The sequence below is a fragment of the Dysgonomonas sp. ZJ279 genome (genome assembly GCF_011039205.1).
GTDB lineage: Bacteria > Bacteroidota > Bacteroidia > Bacteroidales > Dysgonomonadaceae > Dysgonomonas.
The window spans coordinates 577,626-594,123 of the sequence record NZ_JAAKEL010000001.1 but is presented as its reverse complement, the minus strand read 5'-3'; the positions used below and the strand labels follow the sequence as shown (position 1 = coordinate 594,123).

12 protein-coding genes and 1 riboswitch are annotated in these 16,498 nt (G+C 36.7%); of the genes, 6 read left to right on the top strand and 6 right to left on the bottom strand.

Annotation, left to right across the window (positions count from 1 at the left end):
• Nucleotides 1–21: 21 nt before the first annotated feature.
• Nucleotides 22–945 (top strand): 3-phosphoglycerate dehydrogenase, encoded by a 924-nt coding sequence (locus G7Y57_RS02665; protein ID WP_165020621.1) that lies wholly within the window; start codon nt 22–24, stop codon nt 943–945.
• An 88-nt stretch (nt 946–1,033) separates the two neighbouring features.
• On the opposite strand, the gene G7Y57_RS02660 is transcribed toward G7Y57_RS02665, so the two are convergent.
• From G7Y57_RS02660 to G7Y57_RS02635, 6 genes are all read right to left on the bottom strand, one after another.
• Nucleotides 1,034–2,644 (bottom strand): MFS transporter, encoded by a 1,611-nt coding sequence (locus G7Y57_RS02660; protein ID WP_165020620.1) that lies wholly within the window; start codon nt 2,642–2,644, stop codon nt 1,034–1,036.
• A 4-nt stretch (nt 2,645–2,648) separates the two neighbouring features.
• The gene (locus G7Y57_RS02655) at nt 2,649–3,743 is read right to left on the bottom strand and encodes an HlyD family secretion protein (RefSeq protein WP_165020619.1); all 1,095 of its coding nucleotides are present in this window, start codon (nt 3,741–3,743) and stop codon (nt 2,649–2,651) included.
• A gap of 2 nt (nt 3,744–3,745) precedes the next feature.
• Complete coding sequence (locus G7Y57_RS02650) at nt 3,746–5,056, bottom strand: TolC family protein (protein WP_255491312.1); 1,311 nt, start codon at nt 5,054–5,056, stop codon at nt 3,746–3,748.
• Complete coding sequence (locus G7Y57_RS02645) at nt 5,057–5,482, bottom strand: MarR family winged helix-turn-helix transcriptional regulator (protein WP_165020618.1); 426 nt, start codon at nt 5,480–5,482, stop codon at nt 5,057–5,059.
• 223 nt (nt 5,483–5,705) lie between these two features.
• A complete protein-coding gene (locus G7Y57_RS02640; RefSeq protein WP_165020617.1) occupies nt 5,706–9,068 on the bottom strand; it encodes a DEAD/DEAH box helicase in 3,363 nt (1,120 codons plus the stop codon).
• A 10-nt stretch (nt 9,069–9,078) separates the two neighbouring features.
• On the bottom strand, nt 9,079–9,600 hold the full coding sequence (locus G7Y57_RS02635) for a hypothetical protein (protein ID WP_165020616.1): 522 nt from the start codon (nt 9,598–9,600) through the stop codon (nt 9,079–9,081).
• 177 nt (nt 9,601–9,777) lie between these two features.
• Nucleotides 9,778–9,875, top strand: a riboswitch (TPP riboswitch).
• 113 nt (nt 9,876–9,988) lie between these two features.
• On the opposite strand from G7Y57_RS02635, the gene G7Y57_RS02630 reads away from it, so the two are divergent.
• The 5 genes from G7Y57_RS02630 to G7Y57_RS02610 all read left to right on the top strand — a co-directional run bounded on the left by G7Y57_RS02630 (nt 9,989) and on the right by G7Y57_RS02610 (nt 16,494).
• Complete coding sequence (locus G7Y57_RS02630; protein ID WP_165020615.1) at nt 9,989–12,214, top strand: TonB-dependent receptor; 2,226 nt, start codon at nt 9,989–9,991, stop codon at nt 12,212–12,214.
• 175 nt (nt 12,215–12,389) lie between these two features.
• Nucleotides 12,390–12,992 (top strand): nicotinamide riboside transporter PnuC, encoded by a 603-nt coding sequence (gene pnuC, locus G7Y57_RS02625; protein ID WP_165020614.1) that lies wholly within the window; start codon nt 12,390–12,392, stop codon nt 12,990–12,992.
• Nucleotides 12,993–13,089: 97 nt separating this feature from the next.
• Entirely contained in the window at nt 13,090–14,154 is a 1,065-nt protein-coding gene (locus G7Y57_RS02620; protein ID WP_165020613.1) for a glycosyltransferase, read from the top strand.
• Nucleotides 14,151–15,215 carry a glycosyltransferase family 2 protein gene (locus tag G7Y57_RS02615; protein ID WP_165020612.1) on the top strand — a complete coding sequence of 355 codons (1,065 nt, stop codon included), beginning with the start codon at nt 14,151–14,153 and terminating at the stop codon, nt 15,213–15,215. Before G7Y57_RS02620 ends, G7Y57_RS02615 begins: the two co-directional genes overlap by 4 nt.
• Before the next feature lie 7 nt (nt 15,216–15,222).
• Entirely contained in the window at nt 15,223–16,494 is a 1,272-nt protein-coding gene (locus G7Y57_RS02610) for a hypothetical protein (protein ID WP_165020611.1), read from the top strand.
• Nucleotides 16,495–16,498 lie beyond the last annotated feature (4 nt).

Sequence of the window (16,498 nt, the reverse complement as noted above, 5' to 3'; positions counted from 1 at the left end):
TTTTTTACATTATAATAAAACATGAAAGTATTAGTAGCAACAGACAAACCCTTTGCAGTGGAAGCCGTAAAAGGAATAAAAGGAGCAATCGAAGATGCAGGTTTCGAACTTGTATTACTTGAAAAATATACAGAAAAACAACAGTTATTAGATGCTGTAGCTAACGTTGATGCAGCTATTATCCGTAGCGACATTTTCGATAAAGCAGTATTAGATGCAGCTAAAAATCTGAAAATAGTTGTTCGTGCTGGAGCAGGATTCGACAACATCGATCTTGAGGCGGCAACTGCAAACAATATTTGTGTAATGAACACACCCGGACAAAATGCAAATGCTGTAGCTGAACTAGCTTTCGGACTGATAGTATATGCTGTTCGTAACTTTTACAATGGAACTTCAGGGACTGAACTTCTAGGAAAAAAACTTGGAATCCATGCTTATGGAAATGTAGGACGCAATGTGGCTCGTGTAGCTAAAGGATTCGGTATGGAGGTATATGCTTTCGATCCGTTCCTTACGGCTGAAGCTATCGAAGCAGAAGGTGTGAAAGCTGTAAAATCGGTAGAAGATCTTTACACTACATGTCAATATATTTCGCTACATATTCCGGCTACTGCCGAGACTAAAAATTCAATCAACTATGCTCTATTAAGCAAGATGCCTAAGAATGCGTTATTAATCAACACTGCGCGTAAAGAGGTTATCAACGAAGAAGAAATAGTGAAAGTGATGGCTGACCGCAAAGATTTCAAATATGTAACAGACATTATGCCCGGTAATCATGCTGAAATGGCAGAGAAATATGCTGACCGCTACTTCTCTACTCCTAAAAAAATGGGAGCACAAACAGCCGAAGCAAATACGAATGCAGGGATAGCTGCTGCTGATCAAATCGTTGATTTCATTAAAAACGGTAATGAGAAATTCAGAGTAAATAAAAAATAAGATTACTCGATAATATAGGAAAAGACCAATAGCTTCTTAAGTTATTGGTCTTTTTATTTTTAAGTTTTAAGGGATAAATTATAAGAATTCACCCTGACATATCATTGCCCATCCTCATCAACCTAACAGGCTTAAACTGGAAGAAATAAAGCAAGATTATAATCAGTAGGATTATCCCAAAAATCAACATCCATCCTAATATATTCTTAATACTTACCGTTGTAGCCTGTATCTGAACTTTAAGATAGAGAGCATTAGTTGCTATCTTGTGTGCATCTTCGATACTCCACCCTTGCGACAAGGCACTATTAACAGAGGTATTAAATTGACTTACAGCCATCGGGTTCTGAGTGTCTAAATTCTGCGACAGCACATTTACATTTTGTTGGGTCAGACGATAAAGCCAATTGGATAAAATAGAAGAACCTATTGCCGGTGCCAGTGCCGAACGGGCACTAATCATAAAGAAAGCATTGTATATTAATTGTTTTTGTGTTAACCCTTGAATACCATAAATGGCAAATGCCACAAACAGCGCTACCATCCCTACACCTCTAAGGAACATAGGCAGATAAAGATCCTCATACAATCCTGTTGGCATAACCTGAAAATACAAAAGGGCTATAGATATAGTAAAACAAGCGAATCCCAGAAAGATTAACCATGCCATACGAATAGCCTTCAAAAACCAGTAATAGCAAATAGCAGCACCAAGTACAAATCCGGGAATCATATACAAATACAATTCGTTTACCTTCGTGCTATCGAGTCTCAATATAGAAGTTGTATAAGAAGATATTAATATACTGAATGAGGCGAAGAACATCAACACAAAAGATAAAATATAGGTCACTAATGAGTTCCTATTTCTCAACACGCTCAAATCGATAAAAGGTGTATCGGAAAATTGACGACGAATAAACAACCAACCAGTAATCGGAATCAGTATAGTTGCAAATACTATCTCTGGCGAGTTGAACCAGTCTTTTGTTTTACCATAAGTAGCAACGTAAATAACCGACATATAGCATGCCGACACAAGGAAAAAGCTTAGCCAATCAATGTCCTTGATAGGTATGCGAACCAGACGACGAGCATAAGACATACAAATTACTACTGCTATAATAGCAAATAGTAATAGAAGCACCATAAAATAGTACATATATTGCCAGTTGTACATGTAAGCCAGTTCTGCTGTAAGCACAAGTGACAGTTGACCGAAAGCAAGTGTTATCGGATAAAATTTAGCATAAAATTCATTACGTGTATTACTAGGACTGAGCGCCGGCATCAAGATATTAATCGTTTCTATCAACGAAAATGCCTTAAAATATCCGATAAAGAAACTAGTGATAATAATAATCTCAACATAAGCCGTTTCGGCACAAATAAGGCTCAAAAGGACCTGAATCAAGAGGACAACCAGAATAATTGTCTTTGTTGTTGCAATAGGTTTTACCTTAGGAATAATCAGATAGGCTATTGCCATCCCTGCCGAAGAAGCATAATAAGCCATATTAATATCTTCGGACAGAACACCTAAATAACTCGACACATCGATATTGCTTCCTGTGTAAGCTCCATTTATAAGCAGAACAGGAATTAATATTATAAAAGCTACAACCGTTTTGAGCCAAAAAGGCACCCAACCTCTAAAAGGATTAGGTGTAGTAGTTGGAGCTATAGGGATATTTGCCATTATATTATTTGATTGCTTCGGAAACTACCATCATTCCAGCCCGTAATTTTTGCATGTCCTCATTCGAAATATCTTCAAAATCAATTCTTACAGGGATTCGTTGCTGGATCTTCACAAAGTTACCGGCCGAGTTATCAGTGGGCAATAAAGAATATTTAGAACCGGTAGCTTCAGATATAGCTGTGATACGCCCCTTAAAGACTTTTCCGCTGATGGCATCCACTTTGATTCTTACCTCCTGCCCTATATAGATATTCTCTATTTGCATTTCACGATAATTGGCTATTACCCATTTGTTATCATTCTTAATCAGATAAGTGATAGTTTGCCCTGCTTGTACCAACTGTCCGACATCGAGCGTACGACGCCCTACATAACCGCTGTATGGTGCAACGATAACAGTATATGACAGATTGAGCTTAGCCATTTCCAAATCAGCTTCACGTCGTAAAATATTGGCATGAACACTACCCTGCTTACTTGAAGCCTCGGTAGACACCGATTTCAACGATTCTTTTTGCTTAAGTAAGGAATTATAGCGGGCTTTTTGCGCTTCGTTATCGCTTTTCACCTGATCGTATTGTTGTTGTGAAACAGATTCAGAAGCCAAGAGGTTAGCATATCGGGTCAGGTCTTGTTCCGATTTCCAAAGGCGTGCTTTCGCTTCTTCTATATTGGCATCCGATACAGCGACATTTGTCGAAGTTGTCGTTATGTTCGAAGCCAGTACCGAAACTGAATTCTTTGCATCCATTAATGAGGCCTCAGCATCCATCAGTTTGATCTGAAACTCCCTGTCATCGATAATCAATAATGTATCACCTGCATTCACCCACTTGTGCTCTGTGAAACGTATTTCCTTAATATAACCCGAAACACGGGAGTTAATCGGTGTAATATATTGCTCGATTGTAGCATCGTTTGTTATTTCGTAACGATAGTAACGAAGAAAGAAATTACAAGCCCAGATGATTCCACCTAAAGCCAGAAGAATACTAATCGTATTCAGAATAATATTTCTCGTACGCTTTTTTCTTAGTTTAAGATAAGCCTCTCTCTCCTCTCGCTTACTATCTACTTCTGATTTATCTATATCCATAGTTATAAACTTCCACTTACGTTTTGTAATTGATAATAGGTATATATCGCATTTGTTTTAGCCGCTGTAAGTTGCAACTCGGCATCCAACTGAACACTATTGGCATCCAGCAGGTCGGTCAATATGGCTAATTGATTGAAATACCTATTTTTGACTATTCTATAATTTTCGTTTGCCTGTTTTACCGATTCATTGAAAGCTTTTATTCTATCCAATGCTTCTTTATGTTTTACTACTGCCGATTTTACATCTGCACGTATAGTCTGCATTTGTTGTTCTTCTGCCAGTTCTTGTAACTGAATCTCCCGTTTAGCTGAACTAACATTGCGTTTCCGATCGAACCATGCAGATATATGGTATGATAAATTGAGAGTTACTCCCCAACCGTTCAGATAGAAATCCTGTACAGGCGATGTATTCGGGATAGGTCGAGCCAATGTATTACTAGCCTGTAAGGATAAAGATGGCAAAAGATCAGCCTTTGTCAGTTTCAAGTTATTCTTTGCCAAAGCCATGTTTGTCCGTGTTATTTGTATATCGGGATATCGACTATAAGCAAGACTCACATAATCATTTTCGTTTCTGATATCCAGTTGACTTGTTAGTAACGACTCATCCGGCATCAAAATTAAGTTTTCATCCATTCCCAAAACAATAGTTAATTGCTGAGAAACCAGAGAAATATTATCATTTGTTTCGTTATATGCCAATTCAAAATCGGTGAGGAGCAGTTTACTACGCAGAACATCGTTGGTAGTTATCATCCCCTCTTCTTTCATTTTCTCTATATCGTGCACACGAACCTTAGCTTCTTCTACATTCTTTCCATAAACCTCACGCTTTTTGTAGAGATTAAACAGATCGAGATATTTAGCCATAAGCCAAAGTTTCAGATCAGCTTTATTCTTTTGCAAAGAAAGTTGAGCAACCTCCTGCTCCAGTTTAGCTTTCTCAATACTATTCGTAATACGTCCACCTTGATATATAGGTTGTACAGCTATTACCTGATAGTTTTGCCGCCAATCGGGTGAGGCCGGATGTCCCAGAAAAGTCAGATCTTTGTCTAATATGGTCGGAGTACCTACATAACCGAATACACCTGCAATAGCAAGATCAGGTAATTGCTTATTTTTGGCCAGACTCAGTTTATCGTCTGATATTTGGGTCTTAACATACGAAGCCTGTATTGCTATACTATTTTGAACACCTCTATCGAAAAGCTCTTCCACACTTAATTTATAGGCATCCTGTGCCATAACAAAATGTATCGGGTTTAGTGTAAGGAGTAATATTATATATGTAAAACGTTTCACTTAGTTTTCCTTTATAATTTCATTAAATTCATCCATGTAGTTTATGCACAATTTCATGTGATCGAGATTTACTTCTCTCTCGATAGACGAATATACGTCTTCGACTATTATTCGAACCTGCTCATACAACTCTCTGCCATCATTAGTCAGCATAACCAGCTTGCTCCGTTTATCCCGATCGTCTTCTTCGCGAATAACGAAGCCCCTCTTCTCCATATTCTTTATGAGATATGATAAGCTAGACTTATCCTTGAACGTCGTGTTAGCTAATTCCTGCTGATTTATTTTTTCGTTTTTGGCCAAAAATCGCATAATATGTAGCATTTCGAATGTCAGATTTATGTTATGCTCACGCATCCTGCGCTGAATTATCTGACGATACGAGGACTGAGTTTTGAGTATTGCTTGTACAAAAGATTGCATCATTTTCTTTCTAATTAGTAAAAGAACATATTTAATGTCACATTTTAAGATATAGCCAATAATCATTGTTATACTCTGATGGACAACAAATAGGTTTGCGACCTTAATTTTCAGTTTGCAAAGGTATAACAAATAATTTAGTTGAATGTTCAACCAAATAGATATTTATCGAACTGAAATTAAAAAATTGAGATTGAATAGATATAATTACATGGAGGAGTACTTTTTACTCATTTAGAGATTCAAGCATCTTTCTATAAATAGGATTCTGCTGTAAGATATAATCGTTACCGACCATAAATAATTGCTCGCGGGCACGGGTTATAGCAACATTCAGTTTACGATCGACCGAACTATCGTGATTCATATTGCTAAAGTATTTCAACTGATAAGGCTTATTGAAACAGAACGAGAGAATAATAACATCGCGCTGGCTACCCTGATAACGCTCTACTGTATCGACCATTATATTGGCAAGTTCGGGAGAACCTGTCATTTCCAATTTGTGCTTGATTAATGCGATTTGATTGCGATAAGGAGCTATAACACCTAATGTTTTTTGCACATCAAAAATTTTATCATTCTCTTTGTAAAGATGCAATAAGGCTACGGCTAAAGACACAACCTCATCGGCCTCCGCTTCATTTATTTTATCAGAAGGATTATTATAATCTATTTCCCGAACAGGAACAAAAGCGAAACGTTTCGTTGCAATTAGGGATTGATAAAAGTTCTTTTCACCATAAATGCTATAATAAAGATTAGCTGTTTGCCTTTCGGTTGCAACCTTCAGTACCTTATCATAGAAATGAGTATTTACAAAAGAGGCTATATCTTCGTGCATCCGCCCATGATAAGTTAGCGTATCATAAGCTTGCTCCCATTCATTGCTTCTACATATTCGGTATAATCGTTCAAAAAGAGACTCGCGGCAATCATATAACCCAATTGAATTTAAGGTTTCATCTTTTACCTTCGATTGATATTCGTTTTGTAGTGTAATAGTTGACAATTGTTTATGATCGCCAATCATTATAAACTTATCGAATTGTGGGAGTAAACCTATTATCTGTGGCTCGAGTATCTGCGACGCTTCATCAATAATTGCAACATTGAATTTCTTTAAATCCAGTAACTCTGGTTTACCAACAATAGAAGCTAATGTACCGACGAAAATCCGTGTATTTTGGAGCTTATCGGATAATTCCTTCCTCGATTTAGCTTGATTCGATACATTCTGTAATAAGCAATCACGATATGCTTCACCACATGATAATTCAGAGCCGATACGAATATATTTATCACATGCTTTTTCATCTTCACCAAAGGCCTTACAAATAGCAGCACAAAGTTCATCCACAGCTCTATTGGTATAAGCTATTACCAATATATTTGCTTTTTCGTCTGCATACAGTCGCTCTATTAACTGACGGGCAAAGATTGAAGTTTTCCCTGTGCCGGGAGGACCTACAATCAAAAAATAGTCTTCGGCAGCTAGTGCTTTCTCTATTACAGAATTTTGTTTCTCTTCTTTCGACAAATCCTCATCTGAAAGAATTTTTAACGATGAATGCGGTTCTTTTAGCCCGAGTAGTAATTCTTTTTTATCGATTGGTGTAGACAGAAAAGCAAATAAACCTTTGAACATCGCATTATAGCCATGATCCAGTTTATCGTGTTCTACTGCCCAATATTTATATCGGGAGAAAAAATGGCGGTTGCGTTGTTTATAGCGGAATCTTAACAGAAGATGCTTACCCGATATTTCGACCACAGTACCTTTCAATATCTGATTGGTGAGTATAGTATCATTATCATCTTGTCGGGGATAGAGAATACAGATCTCCCCTTCACGAAAGTTCGTAAAATCGAAGGTTTCCTTTCGGCTAAAAAGAATTTTCATGTCACGCCCGTCATCATCGATATTCTCAATCTCAAGATCAGCGATCAATTCGAGTGCATCCCTGCGTTCCTCGAAAGTCGTGTTCCACAATGCAGAAGTACTCATCATCGAATCCGCACCTTCATCACCCATTTTCTGAATATATAGTTCGCGGGAAATGAAATTTACATAACGATTGAAATAGCTTTTCTCCAAAACAGATGCTTTATCTAATACTTCATTCAATTCAGCGAGTTTATCGACAAAAAACTGAGGGACACGACCGTAATTATTCAGATCAAATAACTCTCTGAATGTAGCTTTTACCGTCTGGCTATTGCCTACATATAAATCGTGCTCGGTAGCTACTATCAGATTACGTGTATTGATAATTTCTTTTTCTAATTGCTGATAAGATGCTGCCAAACGAACATTTTCACCTTCGTTGTCAGCCGCAGAATAGAGTATTGTAGCATATATATGGCGAGCATCTTTATTGAATACACTTTGTATCATCAATCGGTACACGACTGTTTGTGTCTCGTGATTGACTGCTATTTTAGTGACATCGCTCGCCGGAAAGGGCGGTTTTCCCGATTTTAATTCAATAATACGATCTATTCCATTTTCATCATCCGACAACTGGAGTAAATCCAGTCGTCCCTGAAATCCATATTTCTCGCAAAAGAAAGAGGGTTCAAGTACACAATCCTGCACTTTAAAACCATTCGCAGGCATATCATTCAACACAACCCGCTTGATATTATTAAAATGGCGCTGAGCCTTCGCCATAAACTCTCTGAAATCGCTATTCTCTTTTATATCCCTACATGTAGAATATTCGAAAGGCATCTGTAAAAAAGATTTTGTAAACACCTCTTCAAACTTTAAATCCTGAGGATTCGGGGCATAAATCAATTCGTCGAGAAAATAGTTCGCCAAATTTCCCAATAAGATATAATGGGTATTTGCCGGCTGTTCAAATTTCCGTCGGAAGTAATGCAAATGAGAACTGCCATAATTTTGAAAGCACTCTGCCATTACAGAAGCATCTATCAGATAATCGGGTTCCAAAACAAACACTTTCGGTATGTAATAGCCCGAATCGTCAATATTAACGTCAACTAAGTTAAGCTGCGCTCCTATCCATAAGCGGTCGATTGTCTCATTGAATAGATGATTTATAGGAGATATATTATATCTGACTTTTAATTCTACATCGGCTAAACTATCGGCACAGCAAATCAGGTATTCATTCTCTCTGTCAATAAATAATAGTTGTACTCTGATTTTATCAAGTCGTAAAGGCGGTTTAATTTCTGTTTCGGCAAGTAGTTCTTCCGTATCTTCTACAGTATTTTCACCTGACACTATATTGAAGAACTGTTCGATAGTATTTTTTGCGTATTGATACTGCGCTGTCGATACCAGATTATCATCACTGCGGAGAAGAAAAGAAGCTTTTACACGAATATTCTGCAATTGCCATTCAATACTTTTTGGCAAATCATATTTCTGTGCAATGAAAACAAGACGAGCGAATAAAGAAGGAAACTGCAAAGATTCACTCATCGTGAGTTCTTTGCAGCTTCGCTCTAACACCTGCTTCAAATGCAAGTATTTATTTCTTAATGATAAATCAGATTGATCTAATTCCTGTATTTCAGAGAGAAAATCGGAAAATAATTTAGTTGAATTATCTGACATATCATTCGTCTTAATCTCTAATTAAGATATCAATATTATTGGAAAAATTAAACTCAATAGGACCACCATCGCTGATATTAGAATTACCGACTATCGTTATATCAACATAGCCTTTATATCTTATCCTATTCATAACTTCTGTCATTAATGAATAGTAAACATCATTATTTATAATAAATTCGCCTTGTATGTCTCCCGATACACCATTTTGCTCATAAAAGACCCTTGTATCTCCATCCAATACAATTCTAAAAGAGATCCTGTCCAAACGTGTTAGATTAGACAACAACAACCAAGAATCAATATTACGAATATCTATCATATCTTCACGAGAAGGGCTATATCCCTGAATATCGACATTTCTAATTCTTATTGTTTGCTCAAAATACCCATCTTGTCGAGCGACAGGAACAACTGCACTAAAATCCAAAGTTGCAGCTTTCCAATAATCATTCCTTTTATCACACGATGAAAACGAAAATCCGATAACTAAAGAGAATAATGTAATTAAAGTAAGTTTGTAAAAATTCATTGCCTAGATAATTTATTTTGGTTTGGCACAAAAGTAATACTTTTCCATTTCATTATAGATCATTCAGCTTATAATGTTTCTTTCTACTAACGATAGATTTATAAGGAAGAATAGTTAATAGATTTTTTTTATATAAGTGTTTATTCTTCAATTCAAATTAATCGTATATCTTTACATCCGAAATCTTAGGGGTGCCTTAATAAAACGGGCTGAGATCACACCCATATAAACCTGATCCGGGTAATGCCGGCGGAGGGAATGGATTATGTGTTTTGCGCACACGCATATTCTTAAAATTCGGGAAACCATCTTATCAAACCCCTTTTTTGTTTAACATCTGTAATGAAGATAACAATACTTGTCCTCTTACAACTAATTAGGTATTTAAATGAAAAAGGTACTTTTTATATCAACTACTCTTATACTGGGTAGTATGGGGCTATATGCACAGCAGAGAACTGATAGCTTAAAACTAGTTCAGCTCGAAGAGGTTGTAGTATCGGCTACACGAGCAGGAAAAAATGCTCCGATAGCCCACTCCAATCTCAACGAAGCACAAATCAAAAATGACAATGCTGCGAGAAATATTCCATTTGTATTACAAACCTTACCATCCGTAGTAGCCTATTCTGAAGACGGAACGGGAGTCGGTAACACATCGTACCGCATAAGGGGCACAGATGCCAACCGCATTAATGTCACACTAAATGGTATGCCACTCAATAACCCTGAGAGTCAGGAAGTATATTGGGTAAATATCCCCGACTTGTCTAATTCCTTACAGAGTATACAGGTACAGCGAGGTGTAGGAACAGCAACCAATGGAGCTGCATCTTTTGGCGGAAGTATTTCGCTGCAAACCACAGGCTCGAAACCTGATGCATACGGGCTGGCATCGACAGCAATCGGCAGTTACAATACATTCGTATCGAGTATTGCAGCGGGAACTGGTATCATGAAAAACGGATTATCAATAGATGGACGTTATTCACGAGTAACCGGTGACGGTTATATCCGCAATGGAAAGGTCGATCATAAAACGGGTTATGCTACCGTTGCTCATTTTACCGATAAACAAATGCTTCGCTTTGTTTATATCAATGCCATACAACACACAGGCATAACATGGGAAGGAGTCGATCCCGAAATGATGGCTATAGACCGAAGATTCAATATAGCTGGGCAATATACCGATGAAGCAGGGAATATTCGTTACTACGATAATGAGACAGATAATTACTATTCTAACATTGCACAAGCAATTTATACACGCCAACTAAACAGCAATCTTACTCTCAATGGCAATTTTAGCTATAACAATGGATATGGTTATTACGAAAACTATAAAACCAAGCAAAATCTTGAAGAAAAATTCGGTTTACCACCTCAAGTTATAGATGGAGTTACATACAAGAAATCGGATGTAATACGCAGAAAATTATTATCGAATAATTTATATGTCGGAATCTTAAATCTTACATACCAAAAAGATAAATTATCGCTAAGCGGAGGTGGTATGTACAGCTATTTCGAGGGTTCCCATTATGGTAAATTACCTTGGGTAATGTTTAATAACAACATACCGATCAACTATGAATGGTATCGTGAAGAAGCAACCAAAAGAGATATGAATGCATTTGTCAAAGCGGAATATCGCCTGATCGACGGCGCTGATAGATTGACACTCTTTGGCGAAGTGCAAAATCGTTATATAGATTATCGCATGAAAGGAACAGATGACGACATGGCTGATCTTAGCAAAAACTATTACTTCAATTTCTTCAATCCGAAAATTGGTTTATCATATAGTTTCGACGATTTCAACGAAGTATATGCCTCTCTGGGTATTTCGAATAGAGAGCCATTACGAGCAGACCTGAAAGAACTTCACAAAGGCAATCGCAATGTCGAATCTGAACGTCTCTTCGATTATGAGTTTGGATATAGGTATGCCAATACCACATTCTCATTCGACGCCAATTTCTATTACATGGATTACAGGGATCAGTTGGTTCAGACAGGAAAACTGAGCGATACTGGCTATAAATTGCAGGAAAATGTACCCGACAGTTACCGCATGGGGGTAGAGCTATCAGCTGCTTATACTCCGGTGAAATGGTTACGTTTAGATGCAAACACAGCATTAAGCCGCAATAAAATCCAGAATTACACAGCTTATTTTAAAACCTATGATAATATGGAAGATTGGAACGTTGTGGAACAAAAATCGGAGTTTTTCAAATCGACTAACATATCTTTCTCACCGACTGTAGTAGGAAGCGGGATCATAACGGTTATCCCGATGAAAGATCTGAATTTCTCGCTGGTGAATAAATATGTTGGTAAAATGTATTATGACAATACATCAAACAAAGACAATCAGTTAGATGACTACTTTGTTGCCAACTTTATAGCCGGATATTCTTTCCAAGCTAACAAAATAGGTAAGATCGAATTGCAATTCTTTATAAACAACGTGTTCAACAAAGAATATGTAGCTAATGCATGGGTAAGTACAGAGAAATTTGCCGATGGAAGCAAACCGTCTGTTTACAAAGGGTTATTTCCTCAAGCACCACGTAATATTATGGCACGAGTAGGTATTAGCTTTTAACACTTTCCTGTCATCCCGATACGTAGTGAGGGATCTATCCATTCTATAACGAGAGTATAATCAAGATCCCTCACTACGTATCGGGATGACAGAACAGAGGGAATATAGATCATAAAGAGTAAATCATACTTATATTAAACTCCCTTTAATTTATACACTATATAATTAAAATATTATGTTAGAATTTGTTCAAAATAACTGGGTTAGTATAGTAGGTGCCATTATAGGATTACTCTACTTATATTTAGAATACAAAGCTAACATTATGATGTGGGCTGCCAGTATTGTCATGGCTGCCTTTTATATATACATATTCTACGACACACAATTATATGCTAGCATGGCAATCTATGTGTATTTTTTTGCTGCATCAGCCTACGGGTGGATATTGTGGTTGACAAAATACAAACGAACAGAAACAGATAGTGGCGTAACAATCCATGCACCAAAATCCTCAATTATCCCGATTATTGGGGGAATTATTGTAGTTTTTGTGATAATTTATCTGCTTCTTATCCATTACACCATAGACCAAAATTATCTGACTATAGGTGATGCTTTGACCACTTCGCTCAATATCGTAGCCTTATGGATGATTTCGCGCCGATGGGTAGAGCAATGGCTATTGCTTATCCCTGCTAATGCTATATCGAGCATATTATTGTTTGTTCAGCATGATATTATGTCGGGAAGTTTGTTTGTTATATTCTTCATTGTCTCCATTTTCGGATATTACAAATGGAAAAAACTCGCTATAACCTCGCCTAAACTCACTTAAATATATTGTCATTAGTGATAAATTAAGGCTTTGCCATCTCTAAATGTAGATAAAAGCTATTATATTTGTACTTTAGAGTAATTATATAAAGTCATTAATGAGAATCTTTCAAGTAATAACAGTCTCGGAGTATGGTGGTGCGCAAACAATTGTTGCCGACCTTATCAAGAGTTTGAGCCCTAAACACGAGGTCTTCGTTTTGTACGGAGGAAACGGTGAGGCTTGGAGCCAACTTGGGAGTAATTTCACAAGAATAAAACTTTGCAAACACCGCAAAGGAGTTTCTTGGAAAGATTTTTTTCTACTACTCAAATTATTTTATTACAGAATAAAATACAGACCGGATGTTGTTCATCTTCATTCGTCCAAAATGGGTGCTTTGGGGCGAATGGCATTCAATCCGAAAAAGATCGTATATACAGTACATGGTTTCGATTCGATACGAAAAGGGTATCGTAAGTTCTTGATAGTTGAACAAAAATTAAAAGACAGAGCATTCCGTATTGTAGGTGTAAGCAAATATGATGTAAACTGTCTTAGAGAAGAAGGAATTTCGGAAAATGTTGTTCGCATATATAATGCTGTAACTGACAATTACATAACGCATAGCAACGAGCAAGACAGTATAACACACGAACTTGAGCTTATAAAAATAAAATATCCTCAGATAGTGATGTGCATCTCCCGAATATCGAAACAAAAGAAATTCGATCTATTTCTTGACGTAGCTAAGAGAATGCCTAAATATGCCTTTGTCTGGATAGGAAATAAGGAAACAATGCCGAACTTACCGGAGAATGTATTTTGCCTAGGTGAAGCTCATTCTGCTTCGATCTATCTTCGATATGCAGATGTATTTATGCTGCCATCCAACTACGAAGGCTTACCGATGTCGTTACTCGAAGCATTATCGTTCGGTGTTCCTATCGTTGCATCTGCCGTGGGAGGCATTACAGAAATTTTAGACGGGAAGAATGGCTTTTCGATAGTCAACAAATCATATCTTTTTGAAGAAAAGATTGAATATATACTATCAGATAACAACGTACACAATAAAATGTCAGAATATGCAAGAGAATATTATCTTGCCAACTTTACAATAGAAAAGATGGTAGACGCCTACACATCTATATTTAATTCGATAGCAGAAAAGAAAAAATGAGCCAACCATTAGTATCAGTATTAATGCCTTGCTACAACGTCGAAAAATATGTTGTAGAAGCTATGAGTTCGATACTAAACCAAACATATCGTAATATCGAAGTAATTGCAATTAATGATTGCTCGACAGATAACACGAGTGATATTCTGGCAAAAATGGCAAAAGAAGACTCTCGAATAAAGGTTATAAACAATGATGAGAACCTGAAGTTGATCAAAACTCTCAACAAAGGGATTACATTATGCTCGGGAGACTATATAGCCCGGATGGATGCGGATGATATTGCACTTCCTACCCGAATAGAAAAAGAAGTTGACTTTCTTGAAAGCAATAACGATCACGATGTTGTGAGCACTCAGTTTTACACCTTCAGATCAAACAAGCCTGACAAACTCGATTTGCACCACAATCCGCTACATGACTGCGAATTGCGTGCCTACATACTATTCAAATCCGGAATATGTCATCCTGCTGTAATGATTCGTCGACGCGTCTTTACTGAACTCGATCTTAATTTCGAAATGCAATACCTTCATGTAGAAGATTATGCATTATGGTCGAAAGCAATCTATAAAACCAAGATTGCAAATCTTAGCGAACCGCTACTACTTTACCGTGTTCACCAGCAGCAAGTTTCTACATTGAACGAGCAGCTTCAGATAGATAACAAAAAGAAAGTTTTCAAGATACATTGTGAACAGCTGGGGCTACCCACAACAGATGAATATTTAGATATTTATGCGTCTGTAGCAGAATGCATACCGACACAATCGTCAGTAGAATACCTAGACAAATGTGAAGATTTCATGCTTTCATTAATAAAACGCAATAAAGACAAGCCTTTCTGTGAGGAAGCATATCTCGAATATATACTGTCGCTGCATTGGCTTCGTTTATGTGCAAATTCACAGTTAGGACTCAAAGTGATAAGACGACTGAAAAAATCTGCTTTGTACATAAATAAAAATTATGCATTCAGAGATTTTGTAATTTTATATACAAAATGCATATTCAAGCTGAAATATAAGAAGTCCTTCATTTATAAAATAATGTTTAGATAATAGTAATATGAAAAATTTCATTATAAATACTATTGCCAAAGCATTACTACTTATATTAGTCTTTTACCTAATATATCCACAAGCTTTAGAAATACGAGGCTCATCATTTATTTCTATGTCCGGTATCGTTGGCATAATACTATACGGATTACATAAATTTCCTTTTAAAGAAGTTGTATCGGTATTGATAGTTTTCGGGATATTAATATTTATCTGCTATATATCCGCTTATGTCAATGGCTTTGTCGACGACTTTATGACAGGATATATAAGAAGCCAAATGGGATGGTTCTTCACTGCTTATATGATCATATATTTCATGTATCGGATACATGGCAACCCTACTATTTATACAGTTCTTGGATATATTATCGCTGCAATTGCTCTACAAAGTGTAATAACTTTAATTATGTTCTTCAACGAAGCCGCCAACGATTTCTTCTTTTCTCTTCAATTAAAATCTATTGTTGATGAAGAAACGAAAGAGATAGCTGAAAAAGAACGGCTTATTGGGTATGGAATAGGTTTTTTCGGAGCCGGAATTGTAGCCGGGTATGCGCTTATATTCATAATGTACCTATTCCTGAAAATAAAAATGAATATCAAAACTTTTATTTTCCTGGCACTATTATATGCATTTATTTTCTATGTAGGCTTATTTTCAGCCAGAACTACTGTCATTGGGTTCACTGCCAGTTTCGTAGTTTTTGCTATACTATTCTTCATCGATGTTAAGCCTCAGAGACGCCAAGGAATAAATTTCATTGGAATATTATTACTCCTTCTAGTGGTCGGATATGCCCTCTGCTATATATACTTTCCCGATTTTACAGAATGGGCTTTTGAACTGTTTGACCGATTCAGAAAAGAGGGACGGATAGAGACTGCATCTTCGAACGGGATAATAGGTATGTTATATGCTCCCAACGATTTTAAAACATTCATTATTGGCAATGGTAACATGGCCTTCTTTGGTAGTGATGTAGGCTATACAAGACTTATGTTTTACATCGGTGTTCCGGGAATGATTATGTATTTCTTCTATAGCGCGTATGTAGGGATAAAATGCTTTACTAAAGACTGGACATTAAATTTTTTGATAATAGCATTACTCATCTACAACATGATTATGAACGTAAAAGGTTTTACGGATCTCAATATGATCCTGTATTTGTTTTTCTTTTACTTCTTATTTTATAAATATTATGTCTTTTTACCTAAGGTATATTCCAATCAACGAAGAGAAATTTCTAAAAAAGACCCGATAAGTCAAATATAAATTG